Origin of the sequence: Sorangium sp. So ce363, assembly GCF_051520435.1 — a bacterium.
Taxonomy (GTDB): Bacteria; Myxococcota_A; Polyangia; order Polyangiales; family Polyangiaceae; genus Sorangium; species Sorangium cellulosum_B.
In genome coordinates, this window is record NZ_CP150333.1 from 6,126,238 (window position 1) to 6,150,821 (window position 24,584).

A 24,584-nucleotide genomic window follows, 5' to 3' on the forward strand; every position below is an offset into this window, starting at 1 on the left:
ACCGAGTCCGTTCATGTAGGCTTGAACGCCAGCCGTGACCCCCGACCGCACCGCGCAGCTCCTCGCACCGCTGGCCCAGCCGGGAGAGCTCATCGCAGCCAAGTACCGCGTCGAGCGGGTCGTGGCCATCGGCGGAATGGGCGTCGTGCTGGCGGCGCGCAACGAGGATCTCGACCAGAAGGTCGCCATCAAGATCCTGCGCCAGGACGCCCTCGCGAACCAGGAGGCCGTCACGCGCTTCCTGCGGGAGGCGCGGACGGCGGCGCGCCTGTCGGGCGAGCACGTCGCGCGCGTGTTCGACGTCGGCACCACCGAGACCGGCGTGCCCTTCATGGTGATGGAGTTCTTGACCGGGCTCGATCTCCAGCAGGTCATCGATACCCACGGTCCGCTGTCCATCCAGGACGCTGTCGATTACGTACTGCAGGCGCTCGAGGCCGTGGCCGAGGCGCACGCGGCCGGCGTCGTCCACCGGGACATCAAGCCTTCGAATCTGTTCCTCGCCGAGCACGCGGACGGCACACGGCACATCAAGGTCCTCGATTTCGGCATCTCGAAGGGGCAAGGCCTCGACTCGCCCGCGGAGCCGGGGCTCACGTCGACGAAGCAGGTGATGGGCTCGCCCGGGTACATGTCGCCCGAGCAGATGATGGCGCCGAGGACCGTCGACGGGCGCGCCGACGTCTGGTCGTTCGGTGTGCTGCTCTACACGCTGGTGACGGGCGAGCCGCCATTCCAGGGCGAGACGGTCGCCGCGGTGATGGCGAACATCCTGCACCAGCCGGTGCCGCGGCTCCGCGACAAGCGCAGCGACGCGCCGGCCACGCTGGAGCGGATCGTCTCGCGCTGCCTGGAGCGCGACGTGAGCGAGCGGTACGCCAACGTCGGCAAGCTCGCGCAGGCCCTCGAGCCGCTCGGGTCGAGCTTCGCGAAGCTCTCGACCTCGCGCATCCAGAGCGCGATCGGCGCGGCGTCGCCGGCCGGACAGACGTTGCTCAACTCGAGGGCGGCCGAGGACAGCGACAGGCTGTCCGGCGCGTCATGGTCGCACACGAGCAACCGGCGCCGCTCGCGGCGCAGGCTGCTCGTCGCCGCCGGCGTGGCCGCGTTGCTGACCAGCGCGGCCGGGGCGGGCGTGTGGCTGGTCGCGAGCGTGCGCGTGGCGTCGCAGGCGCCGAGCGCCGCCGTGTCACAACAGCCCGAGCGCGCCGCGGTCGACGCGCTCGGGCCCGAGTCCCCCGCTGCAGCGCCGGGCGCTCCGGCCGCGACCGCCAGCGCCACGACCGAGGCGTCGAGCCCGGCAGCGCCGCCGGTCCCTGCGCCGAGCGCGGCTCCCACGGGCAGCGCTGCGGCCGACGCGCGCCCGAAGGCGACCGCCTCCGGAGCGCCGCTCAAGCCGGGCCACCCGCCGAGACCGCCGAGGTCGACCAGCGAGGACGAGATGCTGAGGAGCCGCCATTGAGATCGTTACGAGCGCGACACGCGGGCGCATGGCTCGCGCTGCTCTGTGGGACCAGCCTGACCTCACCGCTCCTGGCGCAGCCGACCGCGGCGGACAAGGCGCTCGCCGAGGGGCTGTTCCAGGACGGCAAGAAGCTCATGGACGAGGGCAAGCTCCAGGAGGCCTGCCCGAAGCTCGCAGAGAGCCAGCGCGTGGATCCCACGGTCGGGACGCTGCTGAACCTGGCGGTCTGCCACGAGAAGGAGGGCAAGACGGCCAGCGCATGGGCCGAGTTCACGGAGGCGTCCTCGCTCGCGGCGAGCGCCGGACAGCAGGATCGCGCCCAGTTCGCGGCCAAGCGCGCGTCCGAGCTGGAGGCCAGGCTGACGCGTCTCGTCCTGGACGCGGCGCAGGCGACGCAGGCGGCTCCTGCGATGACGATCACGCTGAACGGCAAGGAGCTGAGCGCCACCGCGGCCACGGGCTCGGGCATCCCCGTGGATCCGGGCACGGCGACGGTCGAGGCCAAGGCGCCGGGCAAGCAGCCCTGGTCGCAGCGGGTGACGCTCGACCCCGGGCCCAGCACGACGCGGGTGACCATCCCGCCGCTCGCGGACGTCGCCGTTCAGGAGGCGAAGGCGGCTCCCCCTGCCCCGCCGCCTGCCCGTCCGGAGGCCGCGAAGCCCGAGGCGACCGGCAACCCGATGCGCGCGCTCGGCTTCGTCGCTGGCGGCGTCGGGATCGCCGGGATCGGCGTGGGGGCGGTGTTCGGGGTGCTGACGATACAGAAAGCGGGGGATGTCGAGGAGGGGTGCAGCGGCAGCTTCCGCTGCAGCCACGCGGACGTCGAGGCGAACGAGAGCGCCCGGACGACCGCGATGGTCTCGAACATCGCGGTCGGCGCCGGGCTTGTGTGCCTCGGGGCCGGCCTCGCGATGGTGCTGATGTCCCCTCGTTCGCCGGAGCAGGCTGCCACGGTCGAGCGCGTGTGGGTCGCGCCCAGCGTCGCTTCGGACGGGGGGCGCGTGGTGCTCGGAGGCCATTGGTGATGCGAAGCTCGAAGTGCTCTGCCGTGACGCTGGCGCTCGCCGCGCTCGCGCCGGGCCTCAACGGCTGCGCCGAGATCGCGGGGCTCGAGGATCGCCAGGTGATCCAGCTGATGACGATCGCCGAAAACCAGGCGGACCCTCGCGCCATCGCGCTCGACGAGGAAGCGATCTACTGGATCAACAGGGGGAGTGACGGGAGTCAGGGGAGCTTCACGGGCGGCGCGCTCCGGAGGCAGATCAAGGATGACTGGGCGGTCATCGATCTGCTCGGGCCTTCCAACGAGGTGCCCGACGCGATCGCGCTGGACGCGACTCACGTCTACTGGTCGAGCACCGACGCCGCCTTCGAAGGCGACTGCGACCCCGACGCGGGGGATACCCGAGACAAGCTGCTGAGGCTACCGAAAGCAGCACCGATTCCCGCCGCTGGCGGGGAGATGCTGTGGGGTAGCTGCGGCGCCGCAAGCGCGATCGCGCTGAGCGCCGACAACGTCTACAGCGCTCGGCCGAACGCCAACCGCATCACCTCGGTGTCCAAGCAAGGCGGCAGTCGAACGAATCTGACGGAGGGCGGCGAGCCGCTCTACGTCGTGATCGACGGCTCCCTCGTCTACTGGACCGATCCCAAGAACAAGACGCTCTCGGTCATCGATATCAGCGGTGATGCCCCCAAGAAGGAGCTCTTCTCGGAGCTCGAACCGCCGGGGCTGCTCGTGCTGGATGAGGCCAACCTCTACTGGCTCCACGGGAACAACGTCATGCGGTTTCCGCGGAGCGGAGCGGACGGAGACGCCGCAGTGCTCCTCCTCGACAAAGAGCTGCCGAGCCCTCCCGCCGGGATCGCGACGTATGGGGACTACCTTTACATCACCGTCCAGGAGGCGAAGAGCGTCTACCGGCTCCGCAAGGACGGCGCCGGCGGTCCGCAAGAGATCGCGGCGAATCAAGAGGGCCCGACGGGCATCGCCGCGGACGGGACGGGCGTCTACTGGACGAACTCCGGTTCGGGACAGATCGTCCGCTTCAACGACGAGTGACGCGCAGCCGCCAGCCTGGCGGTCGCCTTGCGCGGACCGCTGGGTCCTCCTGGGCTCAATCGATCTGCAGGTGGTAGTGGGGCGGCCGCGACTCCTCGAGCGCGAACACGCCCCCGACCTCGTCGACCCCCTCGAGGAAGGCGCGCTTCTCCGCGGGTGTCATGTCCCGGTTCCGGATGTCGACGGCGCCCTCCCGGAGGTGCGCCGAGATGAACACGCCGCGATCGATCTGGGCGCGGATCACCCGCTCGAGGGCGGCGATCATGGCCTCCGGCGGGTGCTCGGCCGAGCGCCCCTCCTCGTAGGCGCTCTTGATCTCGCGCGCCGCCGTCTTGTCCTTGTAGAGGCCGAGGACATCGGCGCCGTGCCGGAAGAGCTCGTGCATCGCCTCGGCCTGCCGCGCGGGATCCCGCGTGCCGCTCGTGACCACGAGCTCCTTTCCGGTCCGCCGGAAGTAGGCGGACGCGATCTCCGCGACCTTCTGCTCCACGGCGGGCGCGAGCTCGACGCCAGGCAGGACCACGTAGCGGCGCTCCTCGTCGGCCTCCGCCGGCGTCGTGCCGGGCGCCGGAGTGCGCGCGGGCGGCTCGGCGTCGGGGGGCTCGTCCTCGTCGCTCTCCTGGACGTGCAGCGAGAGCACCCTGGCGGCGGGACCGTCGGGGACCCAGAAGCCGAACCACCCTACCTGCGCGCCGGGGGCGGGGGCGGTCGCCGGCGGGCGTGGCGTCCCGACAGGCTCCGGCGCCGGCGCGGCCCGGGAGACGCAGCCTCCCGCAGCGAGCGCGAGGGCGATGACGGCGGCGCGGCGAGCGCCCTGGAGAGCGGAGGAGCGCGAGCACAACATGCGAGCCACGGGCGCCTCCTACTTCGTGATCGTGAACGAGGCGCGCGCGAGCTCCTTGCCCGCCGCGTCGCTGACCGTCACCGACCAGAGCCCCGCCGCGCGCGCCTTCCGCGTGGCAGCCCACGTACGGAAGCGCCGCTGCGCGCCGACCGCGAGGGGGATGCGCAGCGGCGCGCTGCCATCGGGCGGCGTGAAGGCGACGCTGATCTCCGAGGTGGCCTGGTCCTTGTTCGAGAGCTCGACGAACGCGTAGAGGCGGTCGATCTCCGCGCTCGCGAACGAGGTCGCCGGCTCGATCGGCTCGCGGCCGGCGATGCCCTTCGAGACGACGAGCCGCATCACCTGGAGCTCGGGCGCCCGAGCGGCGCCCTCTCCCACGCCGCCCTGCGCCGCGCCCGCGGCGGAGCGCGCCTCCTGAGCCGACCCCGACCTGCGGCGACGCTCCCGCGCCGGGCCGCGGGCGGGCGACGCGTCCGCCGCGTCGAGGCGGTCGGCGTCGCTGCGGCCCTCGTCCGCGGCAGCGCCGCTCGCCGCGGCCCGGATCGGCACCGCCGCGTCCGATCGCGCCTCGCCCGCCGCCGCCGCGCTCGCCTGCCCCTCGGACCCGCCGCCCGGCCTCCCCTCCGCCGCGCGGCTCAGCGCGGGAAGCTCTTCCCGGGAGATCCGCGCGATCGCCTCGCTCGGATCGCTGCAACCGAGCCCCGCCCCGCCGAGAGCAGCGGCGACGAGCGCCAGGACCATGGTTTTCCGTGTCGTTCCCCGGGTGTCCACACCGACGAGGTGCCACGATTCAGCGGAGGGGGCGAAAAAACGGCAACCCGACAGCCAGCGACCCAGCGGCCCGCGCCAGGCTCACGAGGGCTCGTCACCGCACGCTGGACGTGGGGTCCAGAACGCAGCCATCCCGAGGCTCCGAGTTCTCATCAGGAAATCCCTGATGTGTGACAGCACCGCGTCGCGATGTGCCGGCGCTCCGATGGGAGCGCACGTCCGCAAGGCGCCTCGCGGCGCTCCGGGTCAGTGCTTCGGACGGGACCGGCGCGGACCGTTGGTCGACTCGCCCTCTGGCGTCGTAGCGAAGCTGGTGATCGCGCTGTCTTCGATCATCAGGATGAGCAGACCCCCGCTCGCGCCTCGTGCCGTCCTCGCCCGGGATCCCTGGCTTGTCTCCCGCGACGGGTGGTCCGAGCTCTCCGCTGAGATCCGCTTCATCTCCAACTCCTTCAAGACTTCAGTCCTGCTGTCAACGCCCCGGCCGGCTGACCTGCGTGGACTTCCGTGCACCGCGTCTGGGGCGAAAACTGAACCGGGCGCGAGAACGCCAATGTTCGCAGAATAGTCACGGATCCGACTGAAAATCACCTGGAAAGCGCCACGCCCGGCGAGTTCTTTCCGGCAGAGGCTCAGGCGTCGGTTTTCGTTTCAACTGGGATCTATTGGGATTTCATCGGGATTTCCGCGGGAGGTCACGCGGCAGCGCGACAGGGATTCAGCGGCGGCCGAAGCCGGACAGCTGGCGGGTTGCGGCCACCACCTCGTCGCAATCGATACAGCGCATGAGCCCGTCGACGAGTTCCATGCTACCGAGGCTGCCGCACTCCGGGCAGCGGTTGGCGAGCTGGTGCTTGCTCTCCTCGCAGAGCCGGCTCTGCTCCGCCTCGGCCTCCGCCTCGACACGGAAGATCTCGGCCGGCGTGCGCGCCTCTCGCTTTCGGTCGTCCATGGCGCGCAACGTATCATGTGCTCGGCGCGCGCCGCGAGCGCCGCGCTCGCAGCCGCTCGGCCTCTCGCTCGCTCACCGCGCGGACTCGATCATGCTCCGGAACGCCGACCGCGCCGACTGCACGGTCTCGTCAGGCCCGACGATCCTGAAGAACCAGTTTCCGCGATCCGGCGTCCTCACCGCCGCGCCGACGAGCCGGTAGTTGTCCTTCACCATCTCCACCGGCGATCGCTTGCGAGCGCCGGACTGCGGCCCGAGCGCGATCTTGTAGGTGCCGGCCACCTCGACCAGCTCGACCGGCATGCCGCGCACATCGAGCGACGCGCGCCTGGCCCTCGCCCCGACGTCGCCATCGAACTGCGCGAACCACTCGTTGAAGCGCGCGTCGACGTCTCCCTTGCTCCCCAGACCGAACGAGAGGACCTGCACCTCGGCGTCCTCCTTGTCGTTCGCCGCCCTCGGCACCTTGTAGAGGGCCTTGCGCGGGCCGGCGCGCGGCACGTCGAGCGCAGCCCAGCTCCCCGGAACGTCCCACGCGAGCAGCGCGGCGGATGGCGCGCTGGAGACGGCCGGCGGCGGCTCTGGCTCCGCCGGGGTCCTCGAGCAGGCCGAGACCGCGAGCGCCATCATCGCCGCTCGAGCGAACGACATCCGGCGTGGGAGCATGGGGGCGGTTCTACCACCGCGCCCTCCATCGAGGCGCAGGATTTCGATACCCCGCGCCGCAGGGAACCGCGATCCTCTCCTCCGGCGACGAGCCGCCCGAGCGGGGGACGTCGCGCTCGCTGGAGGGGCCCGGCAGCGATCCGGGCGCGGGCTCGGGTGTAAGCCATCGGCCCTGCTCGCACGTAGAAGAGACGCCCCGGTCAGGGAGAGGGAGAGGAGACGGCGCGCATGGATCAGATCGGCGAGTACCTCGTTCGACGCCTCGTCGGCGAGGGCGGGATGGGCAAGGTCTACGAGGGCGAGGAGCGCCTGTCGCGCCGGCGCGTCGCGCTGAAGGTGCTCCGCCCCGAGCTCGCCCGGAGCGAGCAGGGACGCCGGCTCTTCCTGAACGAGATGCAGATCCTCGCGCACCTCGAGCACCCGAACATCGTCCGGAGCCTCGCCAGCATCGAGGCCTCCGGCGAGCTCGTGATGGTGCTCGAGTACCTGGACGGCCAGACGCTGCGGTCCGTCCTTGGCGCCGCTGGCCGCCTTCCCTGGCCGGAAGCGGTGCGGATCACGGCCAGCGTGGCGAGCGCCCTCGCGGCGGCCCACGGGCAGCAGCCGCCCGTGATCCACCGCGATCTCAAGCCCGAGAACATCATGGTGCAGCGGGATGGCGGCGTGAAGGTGATGGACTTCGGCATCGCCAAGGTCGTGGAGGCGATGAACCAGACCAACACGCAGAGCGTCGGCACCCTGCAGTACATGAGCCCGGAGCAGATCGACGCGCGATCCATCGATCACCGCTCGGATCTCTACTGCCTGGGGCTCATCCTGTACGAGGCGCTCTCCGGCAGCCCGCCGTTCCAGTCGGCGTCGCCGCGGGAGCTGCTCAACCTGCAATGCACGGCGGAGCCGCCGCCGCTCAGCGACGACGTGCGGAGCGGGCTGCCCCGCGGCGTCGAGCAGCTGCTCTTCCAGCTGCTCGAGAAGGCGCCCGAGGATCGGCCGTACCTCGCTCAGGACATCATGGATCGGCTGGAGCCGTTCCAGACCGCGGTGAGCGCGCCGCTCCGCGCCGGTGACCGCGTCCGCGCGAGCGCGCCGCACCGCGCCGGCGATCACGACCGCGAGAGCGCGCCGCTCCGCGCTGGCGACCGAGACCGCGAGAGCGCGCCGCTCCGCACCGGTGACCGAGACCGAGCGAGCTCGCCTCACCGCACCGGCGATCGCGGCCGCGCCAGCGTGCCGCACCGCGCCGACGACCACGACCGCGCGAGCTCGCCGGGCGCCGCGCGCGTCACAGGCGGAGCGGACGCGCCTCGCGCCGACACGATCGCGCTCGTCGAGCAGATCGACCGGCCGCGCGACGTCCCGACCCGGCTCGCGATCGCGATCATCGCGACGCTGTCGGCGCTCGCGGGCCTCGGGACCTGCGCGCTGCGCTCGACGAACGGCGCGCCGGAGCCGCCCGCCAGCACCGCGACGCCGGCCGCCCCGGAGGGGGCGCGGTGAGGCGAGCGTCGCCAGAGCAGGCAGGCTACACGGAAGGCGCGCCCCTCCCGGCCGTGGGATGCGCCGCGCGATGGCGCTGCGGCGCGGGCGCAGGAGAAGAGCTGTGGCGGCTCGGCGCGGCGGACCAGGACGCTCCGGCAGGGCCCGAGCCCCAGGCCGTCGCGACGCGCCTCCTGTCGCTCGGGAGCGCCGGCGTCGGCGGCTTCATCGACGGCGGCGTCGCCCCGCCGGCCGAGGGCGAGCGCGCCGCCGCGGCGAGCCCGGACGGCGCGCGCGTCTGGCTCGCGCGGCGGCTCGCGGGCGCGCCCCTCTCGGACTGGATGCGCGCGCGGCGCGGGCCCGTCCCCTTCCAGGAGGCGCTCGGGCTCGCCATCCAGGTCGCCCGCGCGCTCGCCGCGTGCGAGCGCGCCAGCCTGTTCCCCGGTCCGCTCTCGCCCGACGCGGTCCTCGTGGACGGCGCGGGCCGCGTGACGCTGCCCGCGAGCGCGCTCGTCGCCGCCCTCGTCGGCGGGTCGGCGAGCCGCGGCGCCGCCACGGCGCCCCGCGCCGAGGGCGCGCAGGTGTCCTCGGAGATCCCGCCGCTCTGGACGCCGCCCGCGCAGGCCGACGGCGCGATCTGGGACAGCGCCGCGAACCGGTACGCGCTCGGGCTCGTGCTCTACCGCCTGCTCGCGGGAGAGCACCCGTTCGCGGGCGCTGGCCTGCGGCACGCGCTCGGCGAGGCCGCCCGCGCGGAGCCGCCGCCGTTCATCGAGGGCGTCGCGACCTCGCTCCCCGCGGGCCTGCAGGGCTACGTGCTGCGGCTGCTCCATCCGGATCCGTCGGAGCGGCCGCCGCGCGCCGAGGAGATCGCCGATGCGCTGAGCGGGTTCCTCGAAGAGCGCCCGCCGGCGCTTCCGGTGCACGCCGCCCGGACCTCCCGTCGCGCTGGCGCGGCCACCTCGGCGAGGACCGGCCCCGCGCCGCGCGAGCGCGCGCGCCCGGGCGACGCGAGCGGCGCGGGTGACGCGGGCGACGCGGGCGACGCGGGCGACCCCCCCCCGCCGCGCGGCCCAGCCGGCGCCGCGGCGCGGCTGTGGCGGATCGCGCCGCTCGGCGCCGGCGCGCTGATCGCGTCGGCCGCGCTCGCGCTCTCGCGGGGTGAGCCCGGTCCAGCGGCGCCGCGCGCGGTCGCCGTCGCGCCGGTCGCGCCGCTCGCGCAGGCGCGGACGGCGGCGGAGGACTGCGCGGCGTGCCACGGCCGCCAGGCCGCGGAGTGGCGCCGCTCGGTGATGGCGCACTCGGTGAAGAGCCCGCTCTTCAACGCGCTGGAGAGCCTCATCGAGGAGCAGGTCGGGCGCACCGCCGACTGCCCGAACGGCGCGGGCATCCTGCGCAAGGCCGATCCCGCGCGCGCCTGCCGCGACGGGCGGAGCGGCGTCGCCGTCACCGGCTCGGGCGGCGAGCACTGGTGCGTGAACTGCCACAGCCCGGCGGAGAACCTCGACGCCGCGATGCCCGCGTGGGACGGCCGCGCCGGCGGCGATCCCCGCGCGCGCCTCCCCGTGCGCGACCTGCTCACCCGGCGCGGCCTGGAGGGGATCTCCTGCAGCTTCTGCCATCAGGTGCACGGCCCGGTCGGCCCGCGCGGGCGCGCCGGGTACCAGGGCAACCCGACGTGGACATCCTTCGTGACAGGCGCCGTCTTCCCTGCGCGTCCCGAGGACGGCCGCGGCCTGTTCGGGATCGCGAACAGCGGCTACGACCTCCGCCCCGAGGAGCTGCTGCTCCCCTCGGGTCAGGGCGCGGCCGCGCGCGCCGGGCTCCAGCCGACGGGATCGGCGGGCGCGGTCGAGCCCGTGGTGCACGGTCGCCCGTCGGCGAGCGCGAGGGCGTACCTGCGCTCCAGCGAGTTCTGCGGGGCTTGCCACGACGTGCGCCTCTTCGGCAGCGACAGCCTCGCCGCGGCGCGGGGCGAGCACTTCAAGCGGCTGCGCAACGCCTACACCGAGTGGTCGGACTGGGCGAGGTCCGAGGAGCGCGCGGGCCGCCCGGCGGCGACCTGCCAGGACTGCCACATGAGCACCTACCCGGGCGTCTGCGAGGCCGCCCCTGCGAGCGCCGCGCAGGCGTCGCCGGGAGATCCCGAGTGCCCGCCCGACACGCGCTTCGCCCCGCGGAGGCCTGGCGCGCGCCCGCGGGGCCGGATCGCGGATCACTCCACCGCTCCGGCGGACGTCGCGACCCATTACTTCTCCGGCGTGGATGTGCCGCTGTCGGACGAGTTCCCCGACGCGCTCATCGATGAGCCGTCGCTCGACGTGCACGGCATTCCGGCGAGCGCGCGCCGCCGCCGCGATCTCTTGCTCCGCCACACGTTCCGCTTCGAGCTCGGCGCCGCGCGCCGCGCCGGCGCGGCCGGGGATCGCATCGAGATCCCGGTCGAGATCGAGAACACCGGCGCCGGGCACAAGGTGCCAGCCGGCTTCAGCCAGGAGCGCGAGTTCTGGGTTCACCTCGTGGTGAGGGATGGAGAGGGGCGGGTGGTCTACGAGGTCGGCCGGATCGACCGCGCCGACGAGGATCTGAGAGACAAGGTGTTCGCCCGGGTGACCACCGATCCAGAGGCGAACAGCCCCTTCGCGCCGGCGGGCGCTCCAGGCGGGCTGTTCGGCGCGGATGTGCGTGACGGGCCTGATGTCCCGCTCTGGACTCCACCTCCACGGCTCGGCGGCACATCGTTCCGGGGGCGGGGGCTCATCAACTTTCAGAACGGCTTTCTGCGCTGTGTCCGATGCATCGGCGTCGTGGCCGCAGACGGCACCTGCCAGGCCGGGCCCGGCCAGGGGCTGCACCACGCCGACCGGTTCACGGACGGCGATTACGACCTGGACACCGGCGCTTGCGGCTCGAACCTGTCGGGGCAGAACGCCTTTCTCGAGACCTATTTCCCGGTCGGCGCCCTGGACGCGAGCCGGGGCGTCATCAAAGGGCCGGACGCGATCATCGATACGCGCTCCGTACCGCCCGGCGTGCCGATCCGGTACACCTACGATCTCCGCACCGGCCAGCGGCGCGGCCCGCTCCGGGCCGAGGCGAGGCTGCTCTTCCGGGCGTTTCCCCCGTTCCTGATCCGCGCCTTCGCCGCGTACGAGCGGGAGCAGGCGCGGCGCGGACTGCGGCCGACCGGCCCGCTGGTCACCGACGCGATGCTCGAACGCCTCGAGATCGTCGAGCTCGCGCGGGCCGAGGTCGAGATCCCCTGAACCGAGGTCGCCGCGATGGAGCAACGGACGCAACGGACGCCAACGACGCAACGGACGAGGCAGGCCCCTCGACACGCCGGCCGACAAAAAGGGGCAAGCCCCTACCCCGGCCTGCGGGGTAAGGGCTTCGCTGGTCAGGCGCTGACGAGCCCAGCGCGCCGTGGTCATGAAGAGCGTCGCCGTCGATCAGGGAGGGGGCGGGGGCGGCTCGGTCGGGAGCGGATCGGGCAGCTTGGCCAGCCTGCCGATCCGGTAGGGGCGCTTGGAGGGGGAGTAGTAGCTCGTAGTCGACGCCGTGACGCTCCACGTGTAGCCGAGCAGGATGCCCGAGAACGAGTCGGTGTACACGCGCACGTAGCCCGTCCCGGCGCCCTCGGCCATGTCGCCGTTGTTGCACGTCCCGCTAAACCGGCTGTCCTTGTACTTGCCATCGCACCCGTGTTCCGAGCTGGTCGAGTCCGCGATCGGCACAGCGTACTGCTTCGTCCCCGAGTATCTGGGGTTGATCTGCGGGAGGATCTCCTGCGCCGCGCCGATGATGATCATCGTGTGACCGGGGTAGGTGCCGGTGGTGCCATCGGGGTTGACCACGGGCACGGCGCCGATGGTGAAGACATCACCCTTCTGGATGTCGACCGCCCGTTCGACACGGCGGAAGTACGTCTCGAACCCGGTAGGGGTCGCGCCGACCTTCGGGCTCTCGTTGACGATGTCGAAATAATAATCGGACGACGGGCTGTTCTTGCCCCACATCGCATAGATGTCCTGCTGGGCGTACCCCATCGCCTTCTGCAGCGACAGCGTGAAGAAGCACGCGCCCTTGGTCATGCCGGTCCACGCCACCGACTGGTCAGCGTCGTCCCAGTTCATGAAGCACTCGGGATCAGTGCCCCACTCGTTGCTGACGGCGTTGTCGATGAACTCGAGCGCCCAGTCCTCGGCGCCCTTCGCGCTCGCGGAAGCCGAAGCGAGCGTGATGAAAGACGCGGCAGCCAGGGAAGCAACAGCCAAACTCGTCGTGCGCCTACTCATACTTCTACCTCGTTGATTTGGAATGACATTGCATGTGCACTCAAGAACAGATGCTAGTCATTTCATGCCGAACCCTCAAACGAACCCTGGCGCCGAAGATGCCGAGTCTAGCAGGATGGATATTCACTGTAATCGGCCTGGGTGTCAAGGCATTTTCGGGACGCTCGTCCTTTTTCTGCACCTTCTTGAACGTGAAGTAAGACCATGTCGTCCCTTAAGACAGCGGATGCGCGACGGTGTGGAGCGACGGTATCCGACGCCATGACACGCCGGCCTCGTCTGCTTCGCGTCCACGTCCACGTCCACGTCCGCGTCCGCGCTCTTCGCGCCGGTTGTGCTCCTTGCGCTCCTTGCGCTCCTCGCCCAGCTTGCCCCGCTCCTGTCGACCTCGCTCCGGGGGGCGGCTCGGGCCGTGTTCGCGCGGCGAGGGCGGGTCGGGAGGAGCGGCGGGCTGCGTCCTTCGACCAGGAGACCTGCTGATGCCCTCATCGGACCACACCCACGGCGGCGCGCGCGACGCAGGGTCTGACCGCCCCGAGGCGTGGCCGCCGGCGGTGTTCGACGCCCCCTTGCTGCGAGGGCTCGACGAGCGCGCCCGGCGTGAGATCGCCGGGGCGGGGCGGCTCCGCTCCCTGTCGCTGGACGAGGTCGCCTATCGCGCGGGCGACGCCGGCGACGCCTTCTTCGTGGTCGCGTCCGGGCGCGTCGCCCTGCGCGCGACGCGCCGCGGAGACGATCGCGATACCGAGGTGCGCACCGCCGCCGCGGGCGACGTCATCGGCGAGGAGGCGGTCGTGGGGATGTCGCGCAGGACCACCGCAGTCGCGCTCGCCCCCAGCGTGCTCGCCGAGATCCCGGTCCACCTGTTCCGGCGCGCCGCCGGTCGCTCCGGCAAGGCCGAGATCGCCGAGAGGCTCGAGCGCGCGCTGCGGAGGAGCGCGACACGCGACCTCCTCAGCACCCTCGCCTTCACGCGTGACCTGGACTCGGACGACGTCGAAATTCTGCTTGACGCAGTGAGTCATCGGCACTTCGAGCGCGGTCAGGCCATCTATCGCACAGGCGATCCGGCCGCCGAGCTCTGGCTCATCGCTGAAGGGATGGTGCAAATTCAGACCGAGGACGGAGATCGGATTCATGTGCGCGCGTACCTCACCCGAGGTGATTTCTTTGGAGACGTCGAGCTCGACGAGGGCCGCTGCCGGGCGGCAAGCGCCATGGCCAGCGGCGCCACGGCGCTCCTGGCCGTACCGTCGAAGACGTTCGCCGCGCTCGCGCGGAAGCACCCTGATCTGATCCCCCGACTCCGGCGCATCACCGGCGAGCACCACGCCAGTCAGGAGGCGGTCATCGCCGGCCATGCGCGCAATCACACGGCGCACATCTTCAGGGACCTCTATCGCCTTCAGGTCGCGCGGTCGCTCCTGGTCATCGATCTCGAGACGTGCGCCCGCTGCGGACACTGCGCGTGGTCGTGCGCCGACGTGCACGGGGTCTCACGGCTCGTGCGCCGCGGAGACAAGGTGCGCGCGCGGGTGGACGACGCGGAGCAGGCCGCGCAGAAGGAGGCGCCGCGCAGCCTGCTCTTGCCGAACTCCTGCCAGCACTGCGAGAGCCCCGCCTGCATGATCGAGTGCCCCACCGGCGCCATCGGCAAGGACACCGGGGGAGAGGTGTTCATCCGGGACGCGCTCTGCACCGGCTGCGGCGCCTGCGCGAAGGCGTGCCCGTGGGAGAACATCGCGATGGCGCCGCGCCCCGCGGCCGCGCCGCGCCCGGGAGGCGCAGGCTTCGCGGACATCGCCGTGAAGTGCGATCTCTGCCGCGATTACGACGGCCCCGCGTGCGTGAAGGCCTGCCCCACGGGCTCGATCTTCCGCGTCAACCCGGCGGAGGAGATCGCCGACGTGCGCGACCTGCTCGGCGGGGCGCGGCGCGAGCAGGAGCGCGCCGCCGCGCAACGGAGCGGCGCGGCGCTCGTCGCAGGCAGCGCGCTCGCGGCGGCCGGGCTCGGCGCGGCGGGGCTGTCGGCGCACGCGCGCGGCGCCGCGCGCCCAGGCGAAGGCGCCGCCTTCGCAGCGGGCATCGCCGCCGCGGTCGGCATGGCGCTGCTCCTGCTCTACGCGGTCCCCAAGCGCGCGGGGCGATGGGCGTGGATGCGGCCCAGGCGGCGCGGCGACACGGCCGTGGAGGGCGGCGGTGCCGCGCCCGTGAAGAGCCAGCTCCGCCCGCAGCTGGCCGGGCACCTCGCGATCGGCCTCGTCACGGCCGGCCTCGCGCTCGCGCACGCGCCGTGGCCGCGGTCCGGCCGCCCGACGCTGGGCGCGGCGCTGCACCTCGTGTTCTGGGCCACCGCGGCGGCCGGCGCCTTCACGGCGATCGCGTACCGGCTCACGCCGCGGCGCCTCGCCCGGATCGAGCGCACCGCCGCGCTGCCCGAGGATTTCAGCGCCGCCCGGCGCGAGCTGCTCGACCGCTTCTACCGCGAGGTGAGCGGGCGCAGCGATCTGGTCAAGAAGATCGTCGAGAAGATCCTCGTGCCCTACTTGCAGAGCCCCCTCGGCCCGCTCGCGCTGCTCGCCTCGGGGCGCGGCCTGCGCGAGGAGGAGCGCGCGCTGCGCGCCCGCATCGACGCGGTCCTCGAAGGGCGCGGGGCCGAGCGGCTCGCCGGCCTGGCGGAGCTCATCCGCCTCGCCGTGGAGCTGCGCGCGCTCCCGGCCCAGCGCGCGCTCCTCGCCGCGCTCCGCGGAGGGCTGCCGGCCCACATCATCACCTTCGGCGTCGCCGCGGCGCTGCTCGTGCTCCACGCGATGACGGCGGCGAGCGTGCCCCGATGAGCGCGCGCCGGACCGGGAGCGCGCGCACGCCGCCCCACAACGCCGCCGCGACGCGCGACGGAGCACCGAGATATCCCGGACTCGCTATGAAATGGTTGCGAGGCACGGCATTTCTTTGTGCGCCGCGCGCGTCTCCACTGGCGCGGCGACGCGGGCGGCGGCGCGCACGCGTGTGCGCCGCGACCGCTTTTCGCGCATCACGCAACGCGCAGCCGAGAGGCCTGGACTTTGCCTTCTGCGCCCAGGTACAATTTTCCCGACAGCACCCTAGTGGAAGGTAGAGAAGCCGATGGCTGGTCCTTCGACCAAGTGGATGGGAGCGCTCTCCCGATCAGGCTCCCCCAGCGTATGGGCGCCGAGAGCGCTGCTGCTCGTGACGCTGCTCACCGCGTCGGCCCTCATCGCCGGATCGTGCCGTGGAGGCAACAACGCCGGTGAGCCGCCGCAACAGGGGACGGACTGGCCCGACGCTGGGCCGGGAACGGGCGACCCGTGCGTCGAAGGCGAAGAGGTGGAGTGTCACGTCACCGTCGGCGAGCACGAAGGTGTGCTGACGTGCCTCGACGGGATCAGGCGCTGCGAGGAAGGGCGTTACGGCAGCTGCGACGGGACGATGACGATGCGGAGGTCGCCGTTCGGCTCGGCGCCGCGGGGGAGCGGTGAGGGCGGGTATCCGCGCCCGCTCGCCAACTCCGATGCCTCCGACGGCGGCCTGTGCGCGACCAACCCGTGCGACCCGACGTGCCAGTCGTTCGAAGAGACGCCGGACGGGGGGCCCATCAACCTCGCGGGGACCGGCCCGACGTACACGTGGTCGGTCGGCGACATCAACGAGCTGCCCGAGGCCGTCGCGCGGGAGGGCACGCACCAGCCGTGCACGACCAGCGAGGACTGCCAGTTCGACCAGTACTGCGACGACCCCGCGAGGGGCGCGTGCGAGCACGACCCGTGTGCGACAGGCCTATCGCTGCTGTCGAACTGCAGCGGCTGCGCCACGAAGGTCTGCAACGCGAACCCGAGCTGCTGCACCTTCACGACCATACCGGGCGACTGCGGTCACGACGCCTGCGTGGAGGCTCCCGGCGCCGCGACCAACATGACCACGTCGTGCGGCGACGCGTGCATCGCGACCATCTGCGCGAACCATCCGCGCTGCTGCGATATCACGTGCAGCACGACGGCGCAGTGCACTGCCATCATCGGAGCGGGCAGCACCTGCGTCTTCCCAGGCCGCTGCACCGCGCCCGGCGGCATATGTCCCACGGGAACCGTGCTGTCGGGCGGCCGCTGCACCGGGACCTGGAGCTCGACCTGCGTGGATTATGTCGCCACGGAGTGCGCCCCCAAGACGTGCAGCGCGACCACCCCGCGATGGGACGCGAGCTGCGTCGCCCTGGCCGAGTCGTTGTGCGGCTCCACATGCGACACCGATCCCGGCTGCGCGCACGACAAGTGTTTCACCGGCGAACGGCTCATTTCAGGGTGCAACTCGTGCGTGACGCAGATCTGCGATGTGTCGCCGAGCTGCTGCGCGCCGGGAGGCGCCTGGACACAGAGCTGCGTCGACCTCGTGGAGAGCGTCTGCGGCGAGACCTGTCCGCAAAAGGGCCTCTGCAAATCGTACCAGCCGAACGAGACGGACTCCACGTGCACGCAGCCGGACCTCACAATCGGCGTGCCCTGCGGCGGGACGATCCCGGTCTGCAACCGCGGCACCACCCCGGCCCCGGCGGGAATCGCCATCCACCGGTATGCTTCCACCGCCAACCAGCTGCCGTCCTCCGCCCCGAGCCGGGTCCTGAACGCGTGCAACCCGACGGGCGGCACCCTCGCCTGCACGACGGCGCAGCCGATCGCCCCGGGTGAGTGCATCAGCGTGGCCGGCTGCACCGGCGTCACCGACGGGATGGAGCTCATCGTCAATCCCCCTGGCGCTATGCAGATCCCCGAGTGCCGGTGCGGGAACAACGGGAGCATCTATCAATCGGCCATGTGCGAGTCGCCCGCCTGCATCGCGACGGCGAGCGTGTCGCTGGTCAGGCCGGTCACCCTGTTCGTGGCGCTCGATCGATCCACCTCGATGCGGCAGACGCTGTCGGGGGTGGACGTGAGCGCGGATCGATGGATTCCGGCGACGAACGCGCTGAAGTCCTTCTTCCAGGATCCGGCGTCGGCCGGGCTCGGTGTCGCGTTCCGGTTCTGGCCGCTCGACAACCCGGGCCCGTGCAACGAGACCCCTTCCTGTCCGCCTGCCGGCGGCGGCGGCTGCGCGCTGCCGCTCGTCCCGTTCAACGGCGCCGCGGCCGACAGGTTGACCGAGGAGTCCGCGGCGATGGGGGATCAGCAAGAGATCAAGCTCATGCAGGCCTTCATCAACTTCCCGACGCCCAACGGCGAAACGCCGATGTACCCGGCGCTGGACGGCGCCACCACCTGGGCGAACAACTACAAGGACGCCCATCCCGAGGAGGAGGTCGCGGTCGTGTTCGTCACCGACGGCATCCCGTCGAGCTGCAACACCGTCCCCAACGCGATCGGAAACCTGGCGCGAAACGCCTTCGTGAACCACGGCGTCCGCGTGCACGCGGTGGGCTTCGGCAACTCGAACGCGGAGATCATCAACCTCATCGCGGACCAAGGCGGAGGACAGGCGTTCAACCTCAGCGCTGGCTCCAGCCTGGAAGGTACCCTCCTCAATGCGCTGCTCTCGATCCGCGGAGAGGCGCTGCCCTGTGACGTCACCGTCCCCATCGCGGGCGTCTCGGATCCAGCGTCGGTGTCCGTCGTCTACGAGAACGCCGCCGGCGTGGAGACGACGCTCACGCCCCGGGCCGGGGTCGGCAGCTGCGGCGCGGGGGGCTGGTACTTCGATTCCGGGAACACGAACGTGAAGCTCTGTCCGGCGACGTGCTCCACCGTCCGCGAGAACCCGGGCGGGAAGGTCCGGGCCGTCGTGCCGTGCACGACGACAAGCGTCACGGCGATGACCACGGCGTGGGAGCAGTACCACGGCGTCTGCCCGCCGGGGACCAAGACCCAGTGGGGATACCTCAGGTACAGGACGACGACCCCTGGCGACTCGAGCGTCGAGTTCTTCGTGAGAGCGGCGGATGATCCCGCCGACCTCGCCTCGGCGACGGTCAGGCTCGCCGCGACCGCCCACGCCACGCCGACCGACACCCGGATCTGCGATGAGGGCTCGATGCCGGCGTGCGCGATCGATCTCTTCGACGTGCTGCAAGAGCTGCCGGACGCTCGAACAGAGTACCTGGAGGTCCGGATGAGGCTCAATCCGACGAGCAGCGGAGGGGGCGGCGTTCAGGTGCAGGACTGGGAGATCACGTATTCATGTCCAGATACCGAATGAGCCGAAGCACCATGGTGGCCGCGCTGCTCTGCGCTGCGGGGGTGGTCGCGGCGTGCAGCGGAGATGACGATGCGTCGCGGCCGCGGCCCCCGTCGGCCTCGAGCGGCGCCGGCGCGGCCGGAGGCGGCGGCGGGGGCGCGGGCGGCGGGGGCGCCCCCCCGGGCGACTGCGGGAACGACGTCGCCGAGCAGGACGAGGCGTGCGACGGACCCGATCTCGGGGGCGCGACCTGCCAGAGCCTCGGGTTCGATAGCGGCGAGGTCCGGTGCAGCCCCGAGTGCACCCTCGACGCGTCGAGCTGCTCGGGCGTCGAGGTGTGCCAGGACGGGCGGGACAACGACGGAGACGACAGCATCGACTGCGGCGATCCGGAGTGTGAGGCGGCGTGCGCGGACATGTGCGCCGCGCCCGTGGCGCTCCCGGATCCCGGGACCGCGACCGGCAATACCTTCGGCCACGCGGCTGTCGAGGGCGACTGCTGGCCGGGGAGCCCGGGCGTCGCCTACACGTTCACGGCGACGACCACCGGGTTCCTCGACGTGGTGCTGACCCCACGAACGGACGCGCAGCTCGTCGCCGAGCTGCGCAGCGCCTGCGCCGACCCCTCGACGAGGGTGGGCGAGTGCGGCAGGCCCAGCGCCGGCGCGGGGATCGAGAACCGGCTGACCGTGCCCGTCCGCGAGGGCGATGCATTCTATGTGATCATCACGGGAGCCGACGCGAGCCAGACAGGGGCGTTCGACCTCGGCGTGCGAAGCCGACAGACCGTCTGCGGGGACAACATCCAGGATCCGACGGAGCAGTGCGACAACCCCCTCGATCAGCCGGGCGACGGCTGCAGCGATAGCTGCGAGCTCGAACCGACCGAGGTGGAGCCCAACGGCGAGATCGCCTCCGCCAACACCTACGACGCGCCGTTCTTCGCCGCGATCGATCCGGCCGACGACGTGGATGTCGTGCGCGTCACCGTGCCGAGCGGGCCGACGGTCCTCACCGCGGAGACCGCGGCTGTCACGAGCTCCGACTGCCTGACCGGCCGGCTCGACAGCGTCATCGAGATCCTCGATGGAAGCGGCCGGCTGATCGTGCGACGCGACCGCGGGGACAACGGCCTTTGTGCCCGTGCCGTCGCGCCGGCGCTCGCGGCGGGCGACTACTATGTTCGCGTCACGTCCGTGCTCGGCTCCGTGGCGGAGACGTTCCCGTACCGCCTCGACGTGACGCTCGTCCCCGAGATCTGCGGGGACGGCACGATGAGCGCCGGCGAGCAGTGCGACGACGGAAACACGGATCCCCTCGATGGATGCAGCGCCACCTGCCGCTTCGAGCTCCACGAGACGGAGCCCAACAACGCCCCCGCGCAGGCCAATGCGTATGCGGACCCGTGGCTCGCGGAGATCGCGCCGGCAGGCGACGTCGACGTGATCGCCGTGACCGTGCCAGGGCCGCGCTCGACGCTGCACGCGAACGTCATCGACAACGGCACCAACGCTTGCCAGCAGGGGCAGATCGATAGCTACATCGAGATCCTCGGGGAGGACGGGACCACCGTGCTCGCATCCGACGACGATGGAGGGGTCGGCAATTGCTCCTACGCCTCGCTCACCGACCTCGCCGCGGGCACGTACTATGTGAGGCTCCGCGCCGCGTCCCTCGTCCCCGACGCGACCTTCTTCTATCGATTGAATGTCACGCTCCTCTAGCCCGACCGGCGGAGGCCGCCGTCCGGCGGCGCCGCCGGTCGGCGGCGCGGACGACGCAGCGCGCCCTCCCGATCCCTCGAGGACGCTCTACCGCGCCGATCTCTCCGATCCGCGCCAGCGCGCCGCCCAGCCGCGGGAGGTCGTGCGGGGGCGCGCCGCGCGCCGCGCCGAGGCGACCTCCGACGTCACCCGCTTCCGGGGCGTGCTGCCGGCCACGCTCGCGGGCGCCGTCGCGACGGGCGCGGCTGCGCTGCTCTTCCCGCCGCCGGGCGGGCACGCGGCGCCGGGGCCGCTCTCGCTGCCCCACGCGCGCGCGCAGCTCGCGTGCGCGTCGTGCCACGCCGAACAGGCGCCCGCCGCGCCGCGGGAGGCCGCCGCGGCCCGGGAAGCCGCGCCCTCGCGCGGAGCCGCGGCAGGCGCGCGCATCGATCAGGCCTGCGTCGGGTGCCACGGCGCCCACGGCTCCACCCGCAGGAGCCACGGGCAGCTGCTCGCGAGCGGCGCGCTGAGCTGCGCCACCTGCCACCCCATCCACCGCGGCGATCAGGGCGTCGTGTTCGATCCAGCGAGGCCGCCGGTGCGCTTCGCGCCGGGCGCCGAGACCGAGCTCCCGAGGTCGGCCTTCCGCCCGGGCCAGCCGGCCACCGTGGCGATCGTCACGGCCGGGAGCTGCGCGCCGTGCCACGACCTCGCCGCGCCGCGGGATCCCATCGCGCGCTGCCTCGTCGCGGCGCAGGCGCCGCTCGGCGACGCCCGTCCGATCACCTGCTTCGACGAGCACCGCCCTGCCCTCCCCGAGGACGCCGCGACCGGCCGCGCAGGCGGCGGCACACGCCCCGCCGGCCGCAACGCCGGTCGCGCAGGCGGCGACACGAGCCCCGCCGGCGTCTGCAGCGGCCAGCACACCGAGGACCGCGCCCTCGCCTGGGACGCGGCGCGCGACGCCGCCGCGGCCTTGCCCGTCGTGAAGGCCGGCGCCACGCCCGGCGCGCCCGCCCTGCTCTGGATGGGCGCAGGCCTCGCCGCCGCCGCCCTCGCGTTCGCGGGCGCCCGCGGCGGCCAGGCGCTGCGCGCGCGCCGCGCGCGGCGAGCGGGGCGCGACGCCGGGGGCGAGGACGCGATGCTCCGCCCCGCGGCGCGCGTGCGCCTGCCCCGGATCGACACGACCACCTGCCTCGGCTGCTACGCGTGCGTCGACGCGTGCCCGTACGACGTGCTCGCCATCGAGAAGTACGTCGCGGTCGTGGCCCGCCCCGAGGCGTGCTGCGGCCTCACCCTGTGCGAGCAGCGCTGCCCCAACGGGTCGCTCACCATCGAGGGCGGCGCGCCGATCGCCGATCGCCCGCGCCTCGGCGACGACCTCGGCAGCCTCGACGTGCCAGGCCTGCACCTCGCCGGCGACGTCACCGGGCTCCCGCTCATCAAGAACGCCATCCACCAGGGCGCGCACGCCGCGACGCGCATCGCGGAGGACCTGCGGCAGGCCGGCCCGCGCGGCGCGAGCCGTCAGGAGCTCGATCTGATCATCGTGGGCGCGGGGCCCGCCGGGATCAGCGCCGCGCTGCGCGCCAAGGAGCTCGGCCTCTCGTTCGAGGTGATCGAGCAGGGCAGCGTGGCGCAGAGCATCCAGAGCTTCCCTCGCGGCAAGCTGGTCTTCGATCAGCCGCTCGACCTGCCGATGACCGGGAAGCTGTGGCTGAAGGAGTCGACCAAGGAGGAGCTGCTCTCCCACTGGCTCCGCGTCGTGCGCAAGGAGCGGCTCCCGATCCTGCAGGACACCCGCATGGTGTCGGTCGCCCGCGCGGCCGGCGCCCACGCGCCCGCCGTCGGCGCGGCGGCCGGCAGAGGCGCGCCCGCCGAGGCGCAGGCCACGGCCGGCTTCGTCGTCGTCACCGAGCCGCGCGAGGGCGGACCCCGCACCGAGCGCCATGCACGGCGCGTGCTGCTCGCCATCGGCCAGCGCGGCTCACCGCGCCGGCTTCCGTTCGAGCTACCCGCCGAGGTGGAAGGTCGGGTGTACTACCACCTCGCCGACGCCCGGAGCCTCGCCGGAAGTCGCGTGCTGATCGTCGGCCTCGGCGATGTCGCCATGGAAGCGGCGATCGCGCTGTCCCGCCAGCCGGCCACCGACGTCACCGTCGTCTACCGGGGCGCCGGGTTCCGCCGCGGGAAGACCCGAAACATCGAGGAGTTACGCAGGCTTGCGGCGGCGTCTCGCCTCTCGCTCCTGTTCGAGACCGACGTCTCCGCCCTCGCCGCAGATCGGGGCGGCGCGCTCGTGGCGACCCTCGCGTCGCCGTCGGGGGCCCGGACGCACCCCTGCGACGCCGTGCTCGTCCTGATCGGGAGCATCCCGCCGTGGAGCGCCCTCCGCGCCGCTGGTGTCCGGCCGACCGCGGAGCCCTCAGATCGTTCCGAGCTCGGCGACGTACAAGGGACCACGCCCGCGGTCCCCGCGCCGTGAGTCCATCGTAAGCTCGGGGAGCCCAGGCCGTTCTCTGGAGGAGCCATGAAGCCGACCCACGTCGCCCTGTTCTCCGCCCTCGGCATGATGTTCACGAGCCTCTCCGTCTACTCCCTGGCCCCGTCCGGGGGCGGGAGCTCCGTCACGGCGGTCCCGGAGGTGATCACCGAGCCGCCCCGCCAGGTCCCCGAGGTGACGGGCGGCGCCGTGGCGGCGGTCGATCCGAGCCGCTTCACCACCGGGTCGAGGCTGATGCTGGAGGGGCGCGTCGGTCACGCGCGCCTGCCTCGCTCGGCGCAGGAGACGTTCCTGATGTTCGAGGTCCGCGGCGACGGGTCGCCCGCGAGGTCGCAGGCGCAGGCGAACCTCTCGCTCGTCATCGATCGCTCCGGCTCGATGAAGGGCACCCGCCTCACCAACGCCGTCCAGGCGGCGACGACCGCCGTGAGCCGCTTGAACGACGGCGACGTCGTGTCGGTGGTCACCTTCGACACGAGGACCAGCGTGGTCGTACCGCCCACCACCGTCGGGCCGGAGACGCGCGGCCGCATCCTCGCGAGCGTCCGCGGCATCTCGCTCGGCGGCGACACGTGCATCTCGTGCGGCATCGAGGAGGGCCTCTCGCTGCTCGGTCAGACGAGCGCCGGCGTGAGCCGGATGCTCGTCCTCAGCGACGGCGACGCCAACCACGGGGTCCGCGACGTCCCCGGCTTCCGCGCGATGGCGCAGCGGGCGCGCGATCGCGGCGTCGCCATCACGACGATCGGGGTCGACGTCGATTACAACGAGAAGATCCTGTCGGCAATCGCGCTCGACTCGAACGGCCGGCACTACTTCGTCGAGAACGACGCCGCGCTCGCGCGCATCTTCGAGGCGGAGGCCGAGCAGCTCACGACGTCGGTCGCGAGCGGCGCGGAGCTCGCGATCGACCTCGCGCCCGGCGTGGAGCTCGACCGGGTCTTCGATCGCTCGTTCCGGCGGGCCGGCGGTCAGGTCATCGTGCCGCTCGGCGCGTTCGCGGCGGGGGAGGTGAAGACGGTCCTGCTCAAGGTGCGCCTCGGCGGCCTCGGCGGCCCCGGCGGCGACGCGCGCGGCGATTCCCCCATCGCCGACGTGGGCCTCACCTACCGGGACCTCGTCGCGAGGACCGACGCCCGGTGCGTGGGCAAGCTCGGCGTCGCGATCGCGGAGAGCGACGCCGACGCGAGCGAGCTCGACGCGCTCGTCGCGGGGCGCGCGCAGCGCAGCGAGACGGCGGCGGCGCTGAAGCAGGCCAACTTCCTGTTCGAGCAGGGGCGGCTCGACGAGGCGCGCAGCAAGCTCGACGCGCAGCAGCAGTCGCTCAAGAAGGCGGCCGACAAGGCGAAGCGCAGCGCCCCGGCGAACCGCGCGAAGGACGTGGCGTCCGATTTCGAGGGCCAGCTCGCCGCGCTGGAGCGGGCGGGCACGGACTTCGCCACACCGCCGGCGTTCGCCACGCCGCCGCCGGCCGCCGGCGCGGAGCCGGGCGGCTTCGCGCAGGCCCCGGCGGCAGCGGCGCCGCGGCCCGCCCCGGCGCAGTCCCGCCAGGGCAAGAGCGCCGTCCGCCGCAACGAGGCGGAGGCCTTCGATCTGGCGCGCTGACGCGCGGCGCTCGGCGCGAGCGACGCGGACGGCGCGCTCCGGCCCCTGCCCCGCGG

Annotated in this window: 15 protein-coding genes; 10 read left to right on the forward strand and 5 right to left on the reverse strand. The window is 72.7% G+C overall.

Annotated elements, in window-relative coordinates; translation table 11 throughout:
• Positions 1-34 precede the first annotated feature (34 nt).
• From WMF12_RS22930 to WMF12_RS22940, 3 genes are read left to right on the forward strand one after another with little or no spacing between them, the layout of a single operon-like run.
• On the forward strand, positions 35-1,462 hold the full coding sequence (locus WMF12_RS22930; protein ID WP_437873636.1) for a serine/threonine-protein kinase: 1,428 nt from the start codon (positions 35-37) through the stop codon (positions 1,460-1,462).
• Entirely contained in the window at positions 1,459-2,490 is a 1,032-nt protein-coding gene (locus WMF12_RS22935; protein ID WP_437873637.1) for a hypothetical protein, read from the forward strand. Before WMF12_RS22930 ends, WMF12_RS22935 begins: the two co-directional genes overlap by 4 nt.
• The gene (locus WMF12_RS22940; RefSeq protein WP_437873638.1) at positions 2,490-3,527 is read left to right on the forward strand and encodes a hypothetical protein; all 1,038 of its coding nucleotides are present in this window, start codon (positions 2,490-2,492) and stop codon (positions 3,525-3,527) included. The genes WMF12_RS22935 and WMF12_RS22940 overlap by 1 nt, the downstream gene beginning before the upstream one ends.
• Before the next feature lie 55 nt (positions 3,528-3,582).
• On the opposite strand, the gene WMF12_RS22945 is transcribed toward WMF12_RS22940, so the two are convergent.
• From WMF12_RS22945 to WMF12_RS22960, 4 genes are all read right to left on the reverse strand, one after another.
• Positions 3,583-4,371 carry a hypothetical protein gene (locus WMF12_RS22945; protein ID WP_437873886.1) on the reverse strand — a complete coding sequence of 263 codons (789 nt, stop codon included), beginning with the start codon at positions 4,369-4,371 and terminating at the stop codon, positions 3,583-3,585.
• 18 nt (positions 4,372-4,389) lie between these two features.
• Positions 4,390-5,112 carry a DUF2914 domain-containing protein gene (locus WMF12_RS22950; RefSeq protein WP_437873639.1) on the reverse strand — a complete coding sequence of 241 codons (723 nt, stop codon included), beginning with the start codon at positions 5,110-5,112 and terminating at the stop codon, positions 4,390-4,392.
• Positions 5,113-5,860: 748 nt separating this feature from the next.
• Entirely contained in the window at positions 5,861-6,094 is a 234-nt protein-coding gene (locus WMF12_RS22955; RefSeq protein ID WP_437555038.1) for a hypothetical protein, read from the reverse strand.
• Between the two features lie 72 nt (positions 6,095-6,166).
• Entirely contained in the window at positions 6,167-6,760 is a 594-nt protein-coding gene (locus WMF12_RS22960) for a hypothetical protein (RefSeq protein WP_437873640.1), read from the reverse strand.
• Positions 6,761-6,988: 228 nt separating this feature from the next.
• Between WMF12_RS22960 and WMF12_RS22965 the strand changes: the two genes are divergently transcribed.
• A complete protein-coding gene (locus WMF12_RS22965) occupies positions 6,989-8,257 on the forward strand; it encodes a serine/threonine protein kinase (protein ID WP_437873641.1) in 1,269 nt (422 codons plus the stop codon).
• A complete protein-coding gene (locus tag WMF12_RS22970; protein ID WP_437873642.1) occupies positions 8,254-11,502 on the forward strand; it encodes a serine/threonine protein kinase in 3,249 nt (1,082 codons plus the stop codon). Before WMF12_RS22965 ends, WMF12_RS22970 begins: the two co-directional genes overlap by 4 nt.
• 186 nt (positions 11,503-11,688) lie before the next feature.
• Here the strand turns inward: WMF12_RS22970 and WMF12_RS22975 are convergent, their stop codons facing one another.
• Positions 11,689-12,513 (reverse strand): hypothetical protein, encoded by an 825-nt coding sequence (locus tag WMF12_RS22975; RefSeq protein ID WP_437873643.1) that lies wholly within the window; start codon positions 12,511-12,513, stop codon positions 11,689-11,691.
• A gap of 500 nt (positions 12,514-13,013) precedes the next feature.
• Here WMF12_RS22975 and WMF12_RS22980 point away from each other — a divergent pair, with 500 nt between their 5' ends.
• The 5 genes from WMF12_RS22980 to WMF12_RS23000 all read left to right on the forward strand — a co-directional run bounded on the left by WMF12_RS22980 (position 13,014) and on the right by WMF12_RS23000 (position 24,528).
• Positions 13,014-15,371, forward strand: a complete 2,358-nt coding sequence (locus WMF12_RS22980) for a cyclic nucleotide-binding domain-containing protein (protein ID WP_437873644.1) — start codon at positions 13,014-13,016, stop codon at positions 15,369-15,371.
• A gap of 289 nt (positions 15,372-15,660) precedes the next feature.
• Positions 15,661-18,738 carry a vWA domain-containing protein gene (locus tag WMF12_RS22985; protein WP_437873645.1) on the forward strand — a complete coding sequence of 1,026 codons (3,078 nt, stop codon included), beginning with the start codon at positions 15,661-15,663 and terminating at the stop codon, positions 18,736-18,738.
• Entirely contained in the window at positions 18,735-20,441 is a 1,707-nt protein-coding gene (locus WMF12_RS22990) for a pre-peptidase C-terminal domain-containing protein (protein ID WP_437873646.1), read from the forward strand. Before WMF12_RS22985 ends, WMF12_RS22990 begins: the two co-directional genes overlap by 4 nt.
• Positions 20,425-22,905 carry an NAD(P)-binding domain-containing protein gene (locus WMF12_RS22995; protein ID WP_437873647.1) on the forward strand — a complete coding sequence of 827 codons (2,481 nt, stop codon included), beginning with the start codon at positions 20,425-20,427 and terminating at the stop codon, positions 22,903-22,905. Before WMF12_RS22990 ends, WMF12_RS22995 begins: the two co-directional genes overlap by 17 nt.
• 45 nt (positions 22,906-22,950) lie before the next feature.
• Positions 22,951-24,528 carry a vWA domain-containing protein gene (locus WMF12_RS23000; RefSeq protein ID WP_437873648.1) on the forward strand — a complete coding sequence of 526 codons (1,578 nt, stop codon included), beginning with the start codon at positions 22,951-22,953 and terminating at the stop codon, positions 24,526-24,528.
• Positions 24,529-24,584: the final 56 nt, after the last annotated feature.